Raw genomic sequence first — 14,983 nt, forward strand, 5'->3', positions numbered from 1 at the left:
TCAGCCTCCGAGGACGTACAGCGAACCCCACAGTGCCACCACCGCCAGGCCCAGTGCCGCAGGCACGGTGAGCAGGCCGAGGACGGTGAACTCCTTCAGATCCACGTCGTGTTCGTGCTGGTGCACGATACGCCGCCACAGCAGGGTGGCCAGAGAGCCCGCGTAGGTCAGGTTGGGGCCGATGTTCACCCCGAGCAGCACGGCGAGGACGGCGCCGGGCCCGGCGGGCGCGGTCAGCGGCAGCAGGACCAGCACGGCGGGCAGGTTGTTGATCAGGTTGGCCAGGACGGCGGCGAGCGCCGCGACGCCGAGCAGCGCGGCCAGCCCGGTGCCCCCGGGCACGATCCGGCCCAGCACGTCGGCGAGCCCGTTGTCGACCACCGCCCGGACCACCACGCCCAGCGCCAGCACGAACGCCAGGAACGGCACCCCGGCCGCCCCCGCCACGGCGCGCACCGTCATCCGCCGCCGTGCCACCGCCCGTACGGCCAGCACCAGCGCCCCGGCCGCGGCCACCCATGCGGGATCGATCCCGAGCGCCGGGGTGACGACGAAGCCCGCCAGCGTGCAGACCACCGTGACCAGCGCGAACACCGGCAGCGGCGGCGTTCCGGCACCGTCCGGGACGGGGACGGCGGCCGCCAGGTCGCCGCGGAACCAGCGGCGGAAGACGACGTACTCCACGGCGATCGCGACCAGCCACGGCAGCACCATCAGCCCGGCGAAGCGGGTGAAGCTCAGCCCGCTGGCCGCGAACGCCAGCAGGTTCGTCAGGTTCGAGACCGGCAGCAGCAGCGAGGCGGTGTTGGACAGGTGCGTGCAGGCGTACACGTGCGGCTTCGGCCGCACCCCCAGGCGGGCGGCGGTCGCGAACACCACCGGGGTCAGCAGCACCACCGTCGCGTCCAGGCTCAGCACCGCCGTCACCGCCGACGCCAGCGCGAACACCGCGCCGAGCAGCCGCCGCGGCCGGCCCGCGGCCACCCGGGCCATCCACGCCCCGCCGGCCCGGAACAGCCCCTCCTCGTCGCAGAGCCGCGCCAGCACCAGCACCGCCGCCAGGAACCCGATCACCGGCCCCAGCCGCGCCGCCTCCTCCCGCGCGTGCTCCAGCGGGATCGCCCCGCTCCCCACGGCCACCGCGGCGGCCGGCACGGCGAGCACCGCCTCCGGAAGCCCGAACGGCCGGATCACCGCCCCGGCGAGCACGAGGAGCAGCAGCGCGACGGACAGCGCCTCCGCGGTCGTGGTGTTCAGGGTTCCGTTCCTCCTGGGTGGGGCAGTGATGGCCCCTCATGGAACCACGCCCCACCCGGGGCGACGCTCACCCCTCCGCGTGCGTGCCGCCCGTGATCTCGGCGAGCGCCGCGGCGACATGGCTCTCGGTGGTGGCCTTGTCGAGGCCGAGGGAGGTCAGCGGGCCGTCGCCCGCCTCCAGTTCGAGGAGGGCGAGGAGGAGGTGCTCGGTGCCGACGTAGTTGTGGCCCAGGCGGAGGGCCTCGCGGAAGGTGAGTTCGAGGACCTTGCGGGAGGCGAGGTCGTACGGAATGAGTTCCGGGACCTCGGACACGGCCTCGGGGAGGGCCGCGGTGAGGGTGGTGCGGGCGGCGTCGGCGGTGACGCCCTGGGCCGTCATGGCGCGGGCGGCGAGGGCGTCGGGCTCGCTCAGCAGCCCGAGGGCGAGGTGCTCGGGGCGGACCTCGGGGTTGGCGGCGGCCTTGGCCTCGCCGTGGGCGACCATGACGACCTTGCGGGCCCGTGGGGTGAAGCGCGAGAAGCCCTGCGAGGGATCGAGGTCGGGGAAGCCGCCGGGGTCCTTGGGGACGAAGCGCTTCTGGGCGGCCTGCTTGGTCACGCCCATGCTCTTGCCGATGTCGGTCCAGGAGGCGCCGGACCGCCGGGCCTGGTCGACGAAGTGTCCGATGAGGTGGTCGGCGACCTCGTCGAGGTGCTCGGCGACGATGACGGCGTCCGAGAGCTGGTCGAGGGCGTCGGGGTGGGCCTTCTTGATGGCTTCGATCAGGTCGTCGAGCCGGATCTGCTGCGTCATGCGTCAACGATAGGTTGACGCTGCTCGCGCGTCAACCAGAAGTTGACGATCGGGACGATGAACCGGTGGTGCCCCCGTCGTCGGGCCGTACGGGCACCGGGAAGCTCAGTTGGTGGAGCGCCCGGCTCGGGACCGGGTGGACGCAGGTTCGAGCCCTGCCCCGGTGCCCGTACCGCCCCGCCCTCGTCGCGGCCCTCAGCGCACGGTGAGGACCAGCTTGCCCGTCGTCCGCCCGGTCTCCAGCGACGTGTGCGCCTTGGCGGCCTCGGCCAGCGGGAAGGTGCCGGCGACCGTGACGCGCAGGGCGCCCTCCTCGATCAGGCGGGCGACCGCGGCCATGCCGGCGTGGTCGGCCTCGACGAGCATGCCGGTGGCGCGCACCCCTCGGCGCTCGGCCTCGGCCCGCAGTTCCGGCACGCCGATCGGCAGGAGGGTCACGAGCAGCCCGCCGTCGCGCAGGGTTCCGAGGGAGCGGACGGACTCGGGGCCGCCGAGGGGGTCGAGGACGACGTCCACGTCGCGGACGGCCTCGGCGTAGTCGGTCGTGCGGTAGTCGACCAGTTCGTCGGCGCCGAGGCCGCGCAGGAAGTCGTGCTTGGCGGCGCTCGCGGTGCCGATGACGTACGCGCCGAGGGACTTGGCGATCTGGACGGCCACATGGCCGACGCCCCCCGCGGCCGCGTGGACGAGCACCCGCTGCCCGGGCCGCACCGCGGCGACGTCGGCGAGGGCCTGCCAGGCGGTGAGCGTCACCAGTGGGACCGCGGCGGCCTCCTCGTGGCTCATGGCGGAGGGCTTCCGCACGAAGGCGCGGGCGGGACCGGTGACGTACTCCGCATGGGAGCCGGCGCCGTACGGGTAGGGGAGCATGCCGAAGACCTCGTCGCCGGGCTGGAAGAGGGCGACCCCCAGCCCGGTCTCCTCCACGACGCCCGAGACGTCCCAGCCGAGGACGAAGGGCGGGTTGCCGAGGAAGAGCCCGGACTGCCGGTGCTTGGTGTCGGTCGGGTTGAGGCCGGCGGCGTGGACGCGGACGAGCAGCTGCCCGATGCCCGGGGCCGGACGCTCCAGCTCCGCCTCCCGCAGGACCTCGGGGCCGCCGAGGACGTCCTGGGTGATCGCGCGCATGGTGCGAGGGGTCGTGTCGTTCATGCGCTCCAGCCTGCCGACCGGCGGCACGGAGGAAAATGGCCTGATAGCCATCCTCCGATAAGATCGTGCCATGCATCGTGTGGTCGTCCTCGCCCTCGACGGCGTCTATCCCTTCGAGCTGGGCATCCCCAACCGCGTCTTCGGCTCGGCCGGGGACCGCTACGAGGTGCTGACCTGCACCGTCGACGGCCGCCCTGTGCGCACCGACTCCGACTTCTCGGTCGCCGTCGAGCACGGCCCCGAGGTGCTCGCCACCGCGGACACCGTCGTGATCCCGCCGTACGAGATGAGGCGGATCACCGAAAAGCTCCCCGCCCCCGTCGCCGCCGCGCTCGGCATGATCCGGCCGGGCACGCGCATCGTCTCCATCTGCACGGCGGCCTTCGCGCTCGCCGCCGCGGGGCTCCTCGACGGCCGCCCCGCCACCACCCACTGGGCGCTCGCCGACCACTTCCGGCGGATGTTCCCCGGGGTGGCGCTCGACGCGGACGTGCTCTTCGTGGACGACGGTGACATCCTCACCTCGGCGGGCGCCGCCTCCGGCGTGGACGTCTGCCTGCACCTGGTGCGCGCCGACCACGGCAGCGCCGTGGCCAACTTCGTCGCCCGCGTCTGCGTCGTACCGCCCTGGCGGGAGGGCGGTCAGGCGCAGTACATCGAGCAGCCCGTCCCCGCGCCGACCGACACCGGCACGGCGGCGACACGGCAGTGGGCACTGGAGCATCTCGACCTGCCGCTCACCCTGAACGACCTCGCGGACCACGCGCGGATGAGCCTGCGGACCTTCGCCCGGCGCTTCCGGGACGAGGTCGGCACGAGCCCGGGGAAGTGGCTCATCCAGCAGCGGGTCAGCCGGGCCCGGCACCTGCTGGAGTCCAGCGACCTCCCGGTGGACCGCATCGCGGGCGAGGTCGGATTCGCCACCGCGACCTCGCTGCGCCAGCACCTCCACGCCGCCATCGGCGTCTCCCCCCTCGCCTACCGGCGCACCTTCCGGGCCGCCGCCACCCGTTGACGCACCCGACCCGGGGGAGGCCCCGATGGCAGTGGAGCTGATCTACGAGACGCACGCCACGACCACCGACAACGAGGCGGGCATCGCCACCGGACGGCTCCCCGGACGGCTGTCGGAGCGGGGCCGCAGGCAGGCCCGGGAGCTGGGCGAACGCCGCCGCGGCCAGGACATCGCGGCGGTGTACACCTCCGACCTGCACCGTGCCGTGGAGACAGCGGCCCTCGCCTTCCCCGACGGGCGGCCCACGGTCCACCGGGACCCCCGGCTGCGCGAGTGCGACTACGGCGCGCTGAACGGCGGGCCGGCCGAACTCGTCGCGGCCCAGCGCCTGCGGCGCGTCGACGAGCCGTTCCCCGGCGGCGGCCAGAGCTACCGGCAGGTCCTCGCCGCCACGGACGCGCTCCTGCACGACCTGGCCGCACGGTGGGACGGCCGGCGCGTCCTGCTGATCGCCCACTCCGCCAACCGCTGGGCCCTGGCCTGCCTGCTGGGCGGGGTACCGCTGGGGGAGAGCCTCCGGGCCCCCTTCGTCTGGCAGCCGGGCTGGACGTACACCCTGCCCGGCGACTGGCCGGTCCCGGGCGGGGGACCGGCGGGGCCCTAAGGCGCGGTGAAGAGGGTGGGGAAGCGGGGGGCGAGCCAGGGGCGGCGGCCCCAGGCGGCGATCCTGCCGCGGGCCATGGCGGCGGTGGCGCCCCGGCGGCCGAGGGCGATCAGGAAGAAGGTGACCGGCTCGGTGGTGATGGTGCAGTCCGGGCGGCGCGGCGGCTCGTCCGTGACATCGGCGGCGCCGTCGGTGAAGGTCACGGCGAAACGGGTGATCCCGGGGACGCGCAGCGCGTAGCAGGCGGAGAAGCCGGCCGCCGCCCGCGCGTCGACGACCCGGGGCATGGCCGCCCTGAGGAAGGGCATGCAGCGGGCCACCCGCTCGCGGTCGACCATGTGGGGCCGGCGCAGGGCGACCGCGATGTCATAGCCGTGGCCGAGCATGTGGGTGAGCAGGTACGAGCCGAGCGTGGCCAGGTCCATGGGACCGAGCGGGGTGATCACCGCCGTGCCGGGCGCGCGTACCGCGGCCGCTTCGGTGAACGCGCGGGCGTGCCGCACGATCCCCTCGGCCAGGACCGGGCCGTCGCGCTCGGGAAAGGCGGCCAGGGAGGCGGCGTTCTCCGCGGCGAGGCTGCCGGGGGTGCCGTCGCCGTACGGCCTCTCACGGCCCTCGGCCAGCGCCGCCATGAGTTCGCCCGCGAGCACCAGGTGTGCCGCGGCCTCGCCGACCGTCCACTCGGCACCGGGTATCGGCACCGAGGTGTCCGGGCACGCGCGGAGCAGTGCGGCTATGTCCTCGGCGGCGGCGTGCAGGGCCTCGGCCTCGGCCGGCGGGCGGTCAGGGGCGACGGTCATGGTCGGACAGCGTGGACCAGCGCCGTTCGCCTGTCCAGGCCCGCGACGGGAAAGCCCTGTGCGAAAGCGCGACCGGAAAGGCCGCGGAATGACGGGAACGAAAAGGCGGAAGCCCCCGGGCGGCCGTGGCCGCCGGGGGCGTCCCCAGGGAATGCGCTGCGCGCGATCAGTACGCCGAGTTGACGTTGTCGATCGTGCCGTAGACGTGGGCCGCGTAGTTGCAGGCGGCGGTGATGTTCGCGACCGGGTCGTAGATGTTCCACGAGGTACCGGGGACGTGGTAGGCCTTGAACGTCGGGTCGATCACCTGCATCAGACCCTTGGAGGGAATTCCCTTGGCGGCGTTCGAGTCCCAGCCGTTGATGGCGTTGGGATTGCCCGAGGACTCGCGCATCAGGTTCTTGTAGATCCCGTTGTACGTGCCCGGGATGCCGTTGGCGCGCATCACCTGCAGGGACTCGTTGATCCACGTGTTGACGGAGCCCGACTGCGCCGTGGTGGCGGCGGAGGCGGTGGGGGCCATGGCCACGCCACCGGCGACGACGGCGACGCTCGCGGCAGCGCAGCCGAGGGAGATCTTCTTGGCCTTGGCGACGCGGTTGAGCTTCGACATAGCGGAGATCTGCATTCGAGTAATTCCTCTTCCGTGGGGTACGCCATGAATTGTTGGCCGACTTAAATCCCGAGGTCAATGCACCCCTGTTACTAACGGGATTAGTTGTGGGACCAGGGACGAAAGTCCTGCCGCTCAGGCGCGGGAAGGGGATTCCGGGGCGCGGTCTACTAAGAGACCCCGAAAGTGGCACACGTCATATCGGCCACGTCACACGCAGACACGGACAAATCGCCCATTGAGTGACGCGGGCCATGTGGCCCGCGTCACTTTTCTGGGCGATTATTCACTCGGGGAAACGACGGATTCACGCACGGCGAGGATTTCCGGCCGCGCGGGGCCCCGCCCCGCTACGCCGTAGGGGCCGAGGCGATCACGACGGTCGCGTACAGCTCCTCCGACACGGCCACCCGCGCCTCCAGCCCGGCCCGGGCGACCGCGGCGACGGCGGCCGGGGCCTGCTCCTCACCGGTCTCGAAGAGGAGTCGGCCGCCGGGAGCGAGCCACTCGGGCGCGGCGGCGGCGACCCGGCGCAGGACGTCGAGGCCGTCGGCGCCGCCGTCGAGGGCGACGCGGGGCTCGTGGTCGCGGGCCTCGGGGGGAAGGAGGGCGACGGCGTCGCTGGGGACGTACGGCACGTTCGCGACCAGCACGTCGACACGGCCGCGCAGCCCCGCGGGGAGGGGGTCGTAGAGGTCGCCCTCGTGAACGTGGACGTCGCCGTCCGCCGCAGCGAGATTGCGGCGGGCGCAGGCGACCGCCGACGGGTCGATGTCGGCCGCGTGCAGAACGGGACGGTCGAGCGCGGCGGCCAGGAAGGCGCCCACCGCGCCGGAGCCGCAGCACAGGTCGACGACGACGGCACCGGGCCGGCCCAGGGCGTGCCCGAGCGCGGCCGCCTCGCGGGCGAGGAACTCCGTACGGCGGCGCGGGACGAAGACCCCGGGGCCGACGGCGATCCGCAGACCGCAGAACTCGGCCCAGCCCAGGACGTGTTCGAGCGGGAGGCCGGCCGCCCGGCGCTCCACCATGGCGGCGAGCTCACCGGGGGTGCGGGCGGCGGAGACGAGCAGCCGTGCCTCGTCCTCGGCGAAGACGCACCCGGCCGCCCGGAGCGCGGAGACGACCGGCGCGACGGACGCGGCGAGGGGCACGGCGGAGGCGCCGGGAGAACCGGAGGAATAGGAGGTGGAGAAAGAGGGTCCGGAACAAGAGGAACCGGAGGAAGACGGTCCGGAGGGAACGGGCGAAGCGGAGGACATGGAGGCCTTTCGGGGCGCCGCGGGGCGCTCTCGACGGCCTAGGTCGTCCGGAGCGCGGGGCCGCCGGAGGAGAGCACCCAACCTGACATGGCGGTAATGGGTCTCACCTCCTCGGTACGTCCACTGCTGGGGACGGCAAGGTTACCCGAGCCCCCGGTACCGCGCCCACCCCCAGGGCGGCGACGGCGGCGCGCGGGTCGTCGGCGTGGAACCGCAGGACGCGGGCCTCCACGGGCGCACCGAGGGGGCGCAGGAAGGTGACGGGCTCGGTCAGTTCGACGGTGACGGTGGTCTGGCCGCCGACTACCAGGTCGACGGTGCCGTCCCCGGCGAGCGTGACGAGTCGTCCGCCGGGGAAGCGGCGGTCGACACGGGCCGCCGCGATCCGCCCGGCGGGTACGCGGATGTCGACGAGGGCGCCGTACCGCAGCCGTAGCGAGCCGTCCGCCCCGACGACGTGCGTGCGCACCACGCAGGCCGCGTGCAGGGCCAGCACGAAGAAGCAGCCCCACACGTCGAGGACGAGCGTGACGGCGTGCACCACGGGCCAGGGGACGACCAGCGCCAGCACCACCGTCTCGACGACGGAGACGAAGAGGAAGCCGTACATCGTCGCGGTCTGCGCCCCGGTGTACGGGACGGGCGCGGCGCCCTCCCCCACTCCGTGCGGCCGGCGGGCGATCCAGCGCACCAGGCTCACCGACAGGGCGAGTTCATGGCGGATCAGCCGCCGCGCGGGCGCCGGGACGGTGTCCCGCACGGCGGTCCACGCGGCGGCGCGGCGCGTCAGGCCCCGCCGCCGCGCGTCCCGGTGGGCCCGCACGGCACGCGGCAGCCGCCACAGCAGTACGGCGGTCACGCACAACTCCGCGCCCCAGAGCACCGGCTCCGGCACCGGCACTCCCGCCACCAGGCACGCGGCGAGCACGGCCTCGGCCGCCACCAGGGCGCCCAGCGCCCACGCCCCCCGGCGGCTCACCGCGCACGCTCCTGCATCAGCCGGATCGCCTGCCGTACGGCCTCGGCCTGGGCGGGGGCGTGGTCGTCGAAGAAGGCCGCCATGAAGCCGTCCTCCGCGCCGCCGGCCGTCGCGAGGTCCTCGCCGGAGACGTCGATCGCGGCGGCGACCTCGTCCGGGACGGAGTCGGCGATCGCCCGGGCCACCTGCGCGACCCTCGGGTCGTCCACGGCCGCCCCGGCCAGCTCGTCCATCCGCGCGTACACCTCGTAGGCGCGGCGCATCGCGCCGGGGTCAGAGCCCATGGAGCGCAGCAGGCCGGTGAGCCAGCTCCGGGCCTCGGGGGTGGCCGCCGTGTCCAGCAGCGCGAGCAGCTCGCGTTCCTTCACGGCCATCGTGGGCTCGGGTCCGGCCAGCTCCGCGGAGGTCCGGGCCATCTCGGCGAAGAGCGCGGCCAGTTCAGGAGAGACGGGGGCCTCGGCGGGCAGTCCGCCACCGGCCCCGGCCTGCTCGAGGAGTTCGGCGAGGCGGGCCCGGCGCGAGCGGATGGCCTCCCCCTGCCGGGCGAGGTCCGCGTCGAGTTCCGCCAGCACCTCGTGCAGTTCCTTGCCCGCGTCGTCGGCGAGCACGTCCCTGACCTCGTCCAGGCCGAGGCCGAGTTCCGTCAGGCGCCGGATGCGGGTGAGCTCGACGGCGTCGCGCAGGCCGTAGTCGCGGTAGCCGTTGACCCGGCGCGCGGGCTCGGGCAGCAGCCCGACGCGGTGGTAGTGCCGCACGGTGCGGGTGGTGACCCCGGCGAGGGCGGCGAGTTCTCCGATGCGCATGAGCCCAGTAGAGACCTTGACGCCGCGACAAGGTCAAGGAGCGGACGGGACGGGCCGGACACACAGGGGGAAACCTGGGAAAATCCTGCCAGGGCGGCGGTCGCCGGCGCACCGGCCGAACCGGCCCGCGCTACCCCGACGACGCGGGCACCCTTCGGACCGCCGTCACCGGCGACGCGGCGGCGGGAGCCTTTTGCGACTGTGACACGTCAAAGCGGAAAGGAGGCCAACCATGCGTCATACGACAGCCGCGGCCGTCGCGGCGACCGCACTCCTGCTGGCCGGCTGCGGCACGCAGTCCGGCGGCCCCGCGGACGGCAGCCCCAGCAGTTCCCCGAGCGGCACCGGCACCGCCGGTCCCGGAGACGGGAACGGTACGGGAGGGGCCTGCACGGCCGAGGCCGCGCTCACCGCCGAGGACACCGGCCGCACCGTCTGCCTCACCGCCGGCGGCACCGTCCGCGTCACCCTCCACGGCACGCCCGACCGCCCGTGGTCCTCCGTGACCAGCGAGGGCAGTGCCCTCACCCCCACCAACGCGGGCATCGGCGCCCCCCGCGGCGACACCATCGCCGCCTACCGCGCCACCTCCCCCGGCACGGCGCGGCTCACCTCCACCCAGCCGCTGTGCGCCTCGCCCACCGCCCCGGACCAGGTGGCCTGCCTGGGCCTGCGGGAGTGGACGGTCACCGTGCGGGTCGCCGGCGACTGAACTCCCGGCTCCACAGGAAGGTTGTACTGCGCCGGGCATCGAATCGGGCACGGTGTCCCCATCTCCTGGCGAAGCGGCGGTAACGGATCGGCGAGGGCCGTCAATGCGGTGGCCCGCTGTCGTAGGCATGTCGTAGCGTTCCGTCTTGCCGACAGCGGGGATGCAGGTCACCGGGGGGTACCCGCTCTTCCCTTGTCCGTGCCATGTCCTGTAGGAGCAGTCGCGCCCCGCGCGTCGCCGCACGCCTGCGGTCACGTCCGGAAGCCGCGCGGCGCTCCCGTCTCCCGGATCCGGGATTCCTTGTGGGGGTCATCAGAACCGTGCGCATGCGCAACATCTCGGCCGCGACGACGCTCGCGGTCCTCTTCAGTTCGGTGGCGCTGGGCGTCGCCGCGGCCGGGCCCGCTTCGGCGGCCACGGCCACCGTCGCCTCACCCGGCGGCATCGTCGTGGACGGGGCGCTCCAGCGCGTCTTCGTCGGCGACAGCACGGCCGGGAAGATCCTGGCCACCGACTACGCCGGCAACCTCGTCGACTCGGTGAGCGGGGTCGCCGGGGTCACGGACCTGACGGTGTCCGACGACGGCACCACCGTGTACGCGGCGGCGCGGGAGGTCCACGAGGTCATGGCCTTCGACGCGGCCACCCTCACGCTCAAGGCCCGCTACACGGTCCCCGACCTGTACGGCCCGCGGTACATCGCCTTCGCCGGCGGCAAGGTCTGGTTCACCTACGGCGACCAAGGTGACGGTGCCGCCCGTGTACTTCACCAAGTAGGCCGAGGAAGCGGCTGGGGCCGCCCCGGGTGCACGGGGGCGGCCCCAGCCGCGTTCGGGGGACGACGCGTCCAGATCCGGGACCCGGGGTGGACGGATCGTCCACCCCGGGGGGCTCAGGCCTCGCCGGCCTCGAGCAGGTTCGCGGCGGCGCCGACGATCCTCGGGTCGGGCACGCCCACGACCTCCTCGTCCTTGTCGCCGTAGTCGAAGCGGCCGAGCACGCTGCGCATCGCCTCCACGCGGGCCCGCTTCTTGTCGTTGCTCTTCACGACCGTCCACGGCGCCTGCTCGGTGTCGGTCTCCCGGAACATCGTGACCTTGGCCTCGGTGTAGTCGTCCCACCGGTCCAGGGACGCCAGGTCCATCGGGCTGAGCTTCCACTGCCGCACCGGGTCCACCTGGCGGATCGTGAAGCGGGTGCGCTGCTCGTCGCGCGACACGGAGAACCAGAACTTCACCAGGTCGACGCCGTCGTCGACGAGCATCCGCTCGAACGCGGGCGCCTGCCGCATGAACCGCTGGTACTCGTCCTCCGTGCAGAAGCCCATGACCCGCTCCACGCCGGCCCGGTTGTACCAGGACCGGTCGAAGAGCACGATCTCCCCCGCGGTCGGCAGATGCTCGACGTACCGCTGGAAGTACCACTGCCCGCGCTCGCGCTCGGTCGGCTTCTCCAGTGCCACCACCCGCGCCCCGCGCGGGTTCAGGTGCTCGGTGAAGCGCTTGATCGTCCCGCCCTTGCCGGCCGCGTCACGCCCCTCGAAGACGATCACCAGCCGCCGGCCGGTCTCCTTGATCCAGCTCTGCAGCTTCAGCAGCTCTATCTGCTGGAGCCGCTTGTGCCACTCGTACTCCTTGCGCTCCATGCGGAAGTCGTACGGGTAGTTCTCGCGCCACGTCTCGACCGGGGAGCCGTCCGGCCGGATCAGCACGGGGTCGTCCTGGTCGGTGTAGTCGACCTGCATCCCGGCGAGCAGATCCAGGTCCGCGGGGTGCGGGAGCGTCGTCATCTCGCCTCTCACCTCCGGGTCCGCGCGAACGCGCGTACGTCTGACCCCACGGTAACGCCGCCCCCCGCCGCCCCGCCCCATGCCCCGGCGAACCCCACGTGACGGGCCCGGGTACATCTCGCCCGCGGGCCGTCAGGGGCGGCAGCGGTCGAGGCCCTCGGGGCTGTGGCAGGGCAGGTGGCCGTGGGACCTGACCACGTCCTGGCCGGCGCCGCGGATCATGTAGGTGAGGAAGCTCGCGGCGAGGGAGCCCGTGGCGGGGCGGTCGTAGGTGTAGGCGTACTCGATCTCCGTGAAGGGGTAGCTGCGGTCGCCGATGGCGGCCGGGGTCGCGGTGCGGCCGTTGATGGCCAGGGTGTGCAGGCCCGGCGAGGCGGTGGCGGCGCGCAGCTCGCCGTAGCCGATGGCGCCGGGGAGGCGGGCGACGGTCCTCAGGACCTGGTCGGTGCTGTCCAGCTCGCAGCGGACGACCTTGTCCTCGGGGGAGTTGCGGTTGCGGCAGTCGCGTGAGGTGAACGCGGGCTCGCCGCGGCCGCCGAGGACGTGGCGGCGGAACAGGTCGCGGGTGCCTGAGTCGGCGTTGCGGCTGACGAGGAGGACGGGCAGGTCGGGGCCGCCCAGTTGGCTCCAGTTGACGACGGAGCCGCTGTACACGCGGCGTATCTGGTCGATGGTCAGGTCCCTGACGGGGACGTCGTCGTTGACGACCAGCGCGAAGGCGGAGACGGCGACGCGGTTCTCGTCCAGGCGGGGGTTGCCGTCCGGTTTGGGGCCGTCGGAGAGGGCGACCACTCCGGGGTCCCTGGCGTCGGCCAGCTCGCGGACGCCCTCGTTGCTGCCGTGCGCGTCGACCGTGATCCGCGTGTCGGGGCAGTCCGCGGCGTAGCGGCGGGCGAGCTCGTCCATGACCGAGGCGAAGGCCGTGGAGCCGGTGACGGTCAGCCGCCCGGTGGCGCAGCCGATGGGCGGCGGCGGGTCCTCGCGCACCACGATGATCGCGGCCAGGACCGTGACGCAGAGCGTGAGCATGATGGTGAGCCACCGGGCGGCCCGGCTGAACAGCGGTGGTTTGGAGTCGACCGGCATGGCCTTGTTGGGGACCACCACGCCGTCGCGGACGCCCCCGCTGATCCGGACCCCGCCGCCGACATGGCCGCCGGTCAGGAGCACGAGCAGCTTGAAGTGCTGGCCCCGGTTGAGGGGGACGCGCGGCAGGTGGATCACGTTGCCCTGGTGCCGTACGCCGCCGGTGCCCCCGGCCGGGGCGAAGTGGTCCATCAGCGCCCCGGCGTCGGCCTCGGTGACGGCCACGCCCCGTACCGTGCGGCCGGCGAAGACGACGGTGAGCGCGCGGTCGGGGTCGCGGTTGGTGTAGTCGGAGTCGGTGACGGCCTCGCCGCCGTCGTTCTCGACGCGGATCAGGACCAAGGTGGCGTCCGACATGTCGGGGAGGTCGTCGAAGATCCCGAGCCGTACGCTGCGGCCGCCGCCCCCGCCGTCGGGGTCGTCGCTGCCGATGGGCGTGTCCATCTGCACGCGGTAGCCGATGCGCCGGCGGCGCGGGACGCGGCGCTCGTACCAGACCACGCCGACGGAGACCATCAGACCGAGCAGCGCGGTCAGCACCGCCACCACGTTGTCGGCGCTCAGCCAGTCGCCCACCTCTCGCCCCGCTCCCCGCCGGTCTCTCCTGCAGTGCGGTCACCGTACGGCGCGCTGCGCGCCCCGGCGGCGCCGTCCCTGTCCCGCCGTCAGATGTTCGCCGGGCGTTTCCCGTCAGGCGCGGGAGACCCGGCGGACGCTCCAGTCGAAGCCGCCGCGGCACACCACGGCGCCCGTCGCGTCCCTGATCTCCACGACCGTCGCCAGCCGCGCCCGGTCGCCGGCCCCGGACAGCACCTCCCGCAGCGCGCGCCGCGCGGACTCGCCCAGCGCGCAGGAGGCCACCAGCCGGCCGCGCGCGGGGGCGAGGAACTCGACCGTCGCCGCGGCCCCGAGGGGCACCACGCCGTCGAACTCGCGCGGGGCCCCGACCGCGGCGACCACGGCGGCCAGCCCCGCCGCGTCCAGCAGGGCGATCAGCCCGCTGGAGTGCAGGCTGCCGATCACGCCGGTCAGCCCGTACGGGGTGTCCAGCGCCACCTCGGCGGCGCAGTCCGCGGCCCGCAGCACCTGGATCCCGGCGGTGCGGTGGGCCGGGACGGGTTCCAGCAGGGATCGCGCCAGCGCGGTGGCATCCATCCCCCCAGGCTCGCGCTCCGGGCCGACGTCCGCGTTACGGGGAACCGTCGCCCCGCCCAAGAGCCGGGGCGAGGGAGACATACCCCCAACATTTGCACAGGCGAAAGTTTGCACCGTACCAACAACCCCCGCCCCCGGTCAGGGAAATCACGCAGGAGTACCGTCCCGGCGCGACGGGCCCTACCGTCCGGAGACGCTACGCATCCCGACCATGGAGGCGCGATGAAGGCCAACCGGTTCACGGCGGCGACCGCCCTGGTCGCCGTGGCGCTGGTGTGCACGATCGCCGCGCTCGTGTACCCGGCGATGTCCGGGGCGAACGTCGCGGCGTCCACCCCCGAGGCACAGGCGGTGACCACCCCGTACGGCCCGCTGACGCCCCTCGACCGGGAGTTCGTCGTCAAGGTGCGGCTCGCCGGACTGTGGGAGTTCCCCGCCGGGCAGATGGCGGAGCAGAAGGGCACGACACAGGCGGTCAAGACCGCCGGGCGGCACCTCATCGACGGGCACACCGCGCTGGACAGCGCCGACCGCACGGTGGCCACCCAGCTCGGCATCCCGCTGCCCAACCAGCCCACGCCGCAGCAGATGGGCTTCCTCGGCACCCTTTCCTCCGCCTCCGGGGGCGACTTCGACAGCAAGCTCGCCAACATCCTGCGGCTGACCCACGGCCAGATCTTCAACACGATCGCCAAGGTCCGCTCCACGACCATGAACAGCCTCGTGCGGCAGCTGGCAGACCAGGCCAACGACACCGTGCTGGACCACATCACCGTCATGGAGCAGACCGGGCTGGTCGACTTCCCGCAGATCGTCGCCCAGACCACCGCGAGCCCGACCACGGACCCCAGGGACCTGGTCGCGCCGACCCCCGTACCGGGCGAGCCGACGCTCATCGTCAACCCCTCGGGAGCGCCGCCCTCCTCGGCGCCCACCTCGGCCGCGCCGACCATCGGCTGACGG

16 protein-coding genes and 1 tRNA gene are annotated in these 14,983 nt (G+C 73.6%); 6 read left to right on the top strand and 11 right to left on the bottom strand.

The window, feature by feature from the left end; translation table 11 throughout:
* Together PV342_RS10420 and PV342_RS10425 are read right to left on the bottom strand one after the other, a co-directional pair.
* On the bottom strand, positions 1–1,257 hold the full coding sequence (locus PV342_RS10420) for an SLC13 family permease (RefSeq protein ID WP_500316864.1): 1,257 nt from the start codon (positions 1,255–1,257) through the stop codon (positions 1–3).
* 67 nt (positions 1,258–1,324) lie between these two features.
* On the bottom strand, positions 1,325–2,050 hold the full coding sequence (locus PV342_RS10425) for a Clp protease N-terminal domain-containing protein (protein WP_500316730.1): 726 nt from the start codon (positions 2,048–2,050) through the stop codon (positions 1,325–1,327).
* Between the two features lie 93 nt (positions 2,051–2,143).
* On the opposite strand from PV342_RS10425, the gene PV342_RS10430 reads away from it, so the two are divergent.
* Positions 2,144–2,218: transfer RNA gene (locus tag PV342_RS10430), tRNA-Pro, on the top strand.
* Positions 2,219–2,245: 27 nt separating this feature from the next.
* On the opposite strand, the gene PV342_RS10435 is transcribed toward PV342_RS10430, so the two are convergent.
* A complete protein-coding gene (locus tag PV342_RS10435) occupies positions 2,246–3,202 on the bottom strand; it encodes an NADP-dependent oxidoreductase (protein WP_500316731.1) in 957 nt (318 codons plus the stop codon).
* Positions 3,203–3,272: 70 nt separating this feature from the next.
* Here PV342_RS10435 and PV342_RS10440 point away from each other — a divergent pair, with 70 nt between their 5' ends.
* The gene (locus tag PV342_RS10440) at positions 3,273–4,217 is read left to right on the top strand and encodes a GlxA family transcriptional regulator (RefSeq protein ID WP_037731625.1); all 945 of its coding nucleotides are present in this window, start codon (positions 3,273–3,275) and stop codon (positions 4,215–4,217) included.
* Positions 4,218–4,242: 25 nt separating this feature from the next.
* A complete protein-coding gene (locus PV342_RS10445; RefSeq protein ID WP_400800005.1) occupies positions 4,243–4,821 on the top strand; it encodes a histidine phosphatase family protein in 579 nt (192 codons plus the stop codon).
* On the opposite strand, the gene PV342_RS10450 is transcribed toward PV342_RS10445, so the two are convergent.
* The 5 genes from PV342_RS10450 to PV342_RS10470 all read right to left on the bottom strand — a co-directional run bounded on the left by PV342_RS10450 (position 4,818) and on the right by PV342_RS10470 (position 9,278).
* Positions 4,818–5,621: a maleylpyruvate isomerase family mycothiol-dependent enzyme gene (locus PV342_RS10450; RefSeq protein WP_400800002.1), complete on the bottom strand. Its 804-nt coding sequence runs from the start codon at positions 5,619–5,621 to the stop codon at positions 4,818–4,820. The two genes, PV342_RS10445 and PV342_RS10450, sit on opposite strands and share 4 nt — an antisense overlap.
* A 166-nt stretch (positions 5,622–5,787) precedes the next feature.
* Positions 5,788–6,249, bottom strand: a complete 462-nt coding sequence (locus tag PV342_RS10455) for a transglycosylase SLT domain-containing protein (protein WP_326573924.1) — start codon at positions 6,247–6,249, stop codon at positions 5,788–5,790.
* A gap of 335 nt (positions 6,250–6,584) precedes the next feature.
* Positions 6,585–7,388, bottom strand: coding sequence for a putative protein N(5)-glutamine methyltransferase (locus PV342_RS10460; protein ID WP_361002819.1), 804 nt, complete (start codon positions 7,386–7,388; stop codon positions 6,585–6,587).
* Between the two features lie 211 nt (positions 7,389–7,599).
* Positions 7,600–8,475, bottom strand: coding sequence for a hypothetical protein (locus tag PV342_RS10465; RefSeq protein ID WP_500316734.1), 876 nt, complete (start codon positions 8,473–8,475; stop codon positions 7,600–7,602).
* A complete protein-coding gene (locus tag PV342_RS10470; RefSeq protein ID WP_500316736.1) occupies positions 8,472–9,278 on the bottom strand; it encodes a MerR family transcriptional regulator in 807 nt (268 codons plus the stop codon). Before PV342_RS10470 ends, PV342_RS10465 begins: the two co-directional genes overlap by 4 nt.
* A gap of 232 nt (positions 9,279–9,510) precedes the next feature.
* Between PV342_RS10470 and PV342_RS10475 the strand changes: the two genes are divergently transcribed.
* Together PV342_RS10475 and PV342_RS10480 are read left to right on the top strand one after the other, a co-directional pair.
* The gene (locus PV342_RS10475) at positions 9,511–9,990 is read left to right on the top strand and encodes a hypothetical protein (RefSeq protein WP_500316737.1); all 480 of its coding nucleotides are present in this window, start codon (positions 9,511–9,513) and stop codon (positions 9,988–9,990) included.
* 326 nt (positions 9,991–10,316) lie between these two features.
* Positions 10,317–10,973 (top strand): YncE family protein, encoded by a 657-nt coding sequence (locus PV342_RS10480; RefSeq protein ID WP_500316738.1) that lies wholly within the window; start codon positions 10,317–10,319, stop codon positions 10,971–10,973.
* Here the strand turns inward: PV342_RS10480 and ppk2 are convergent.
* From ppk2 to PV342_RS10495, 3 genes are all read right to left on the bottom strand, one after another.
* Positions 10,883–11,779, bottom strand: a complete 897-nt coding sequence (gene ppk2, locus PV342_RS10485; protein ID WP_018559086.1) for a polyphosphate kinase 2 — start codon at positions 11,777–11,779, stop codon at positions 10,883–10,885. The genes PV342_RS10480 and ppk2 overlap by 91 nt on opposite strands.
* Before the next feature lie 132 nt (positions 11,780–11,911).
* Positions 11,912–13,381 (bottom strand): PstS family phosphate ABC transporter substrate-binding protein, encoded by a 1,470-nt coding sequence (locus tag PV342_RS10490; RefSeq protein WP_500316866.1) that lies wholly within the window; start codon positions 13,379–13,381, stop codon positions 11,912–11,914.
* Between the two features lie 174 nt (positions 13,382–13,555).
* Positions 13,556–14,020 carry a DUF4442 domain-containing protein gene (locus PV342_RS10495; RefSeq protein WP_400799986.1) on the bottom strand — a complete coding sequence of 155 codons (465 nt, stop codon included), beginning with the start codon at positions 14,018–14,020 and terminating at the stop codon, positions 13,556–13,558.
* Between the two features lie 222 nt (positions 14,021–14,242).
* Between PV342_RS10495 and PV342_RS10500 the strand changes: the two genes are divergently transcribed.
* Positions 14,243–14,980 (top strand): DUF4142 domain-containing protein, encoded by a 738-nt coding sequence (locus PV342_RS10500; protein ID WP_361002834.1) that lies wholly within the window; start codon positions 14,243–14,245, stop codon positions 14,978–14,980.
* Positions 14,981–14,983 lie beyond the last annotated feature (3 nt).

It is taken from the genome of Streptomyces sp. PA03-3a, assembly GCF_033792735.1.
Lineage (GTDB): Bacteria > Actinomycetota > Actinomycetes > Streptomycetales > Streptomycetaceae > Actinacidiphila.

What these genes read in the sequence shown, in the direction of transcription:
- PV342_RS10425 (WP_500316730.1), bottom strand. Translation starts at nt 2,050, where the DNA reads ATGACGCAGCAGATCCGGCTCGACGACCTGATCGAAGCCATCAAGAAG.
- PV342_RS10435 (WP_500316731.1), bottom strand. Translation starts at nt 3,202, where the DNA reads ATGAACGACACGACCCCTCGCACCATGCGCGCGATCACCCAGGACGTC.
- PV342_RS10440 (WP_037731625.1), top strand. Translation starts at nt 3,273, where the DNA reads ATGCATCGTGTGGTCGTCCTCGCCCTCGACGGCGTCTATCCCTTCGAG.
- PV342_RS10445 (WP_400800005.1), top strand. Translation starts at nt 4,243, where the DNA reads ATGGCAGTGGAGCTGATCTACGAGACGCACGCCACGACCACCGACAAC.
- PV342_RS10450 (WP_400800002.1), bottom strand. Translation starts at nt 5,621, where the DNA reads ATGACCGTCGCCCCTGACCGCCCGCCGGCCGAGGCCGAGGCCCTGCAC.
- PV342_RS10455 (WP_326573924.1), bottom strand. Translation starts at nt 6,249, where the DNA reads ATGCAGATCTCCGCTATGTCGAAGCTCAACCGCGTCGCCAAGGCCAAG.
- PV342_RS10470 (WP_500316736.1), bottom strand. Translation starts at nt 9,278, where the DNA reads ATGCGCATCGGAGAACTCGCCGCCCTCGCCGGGGTCACCACCCGCACC.
- PV342_RS10475 (WP_500316737.1), top strand. Translation starts at nt 9,511, where the DNA reads ATGCGTCATACGACAGCCGCGGCCGTCGCGGCGACCGCACTCCTGCTG.
- PV342_RS10480 (WP_500316738.1), top strand. Translation starts at nt 10,317, where the DNA reads ATGCGCAACATCTCGGCCGCGACGACGCTCGCGGTCCTCTTCAGTTCG.
- ppk2 (WP_018559086.1), bottom strand. Translation starts at nt 11,779, where the DNA reads ATGACGACGCTCCCGCACCCCGCGGACCTGGATCTGCTCGCCGGGATG.
- PV342_RS10490 (WP_500316866.1), bottom strand. Translation starts at nt 13,381, where the DNA reads ATGGTCTCCGTCGGCGTGGTCTGGTACGAGCGCCGCGTCCCGCGCCGC.
- PV342_RS10495 (WP_400799986.1), bottom strand. Translation starts at nt 14,020, where the DNA reads ATGGATGCCACCGCGCTGGCGCGATCCCTGCTGGAACCCGTCCCGGCC.
- PV342_RS10500 (WP_361002834.1), top strand. Translation starts at nt 14,243, where the DNA reads ATGAAGGCCAACCGGTTCACGGCGGCGACCGCCCTGGTCGCCGTGGCG.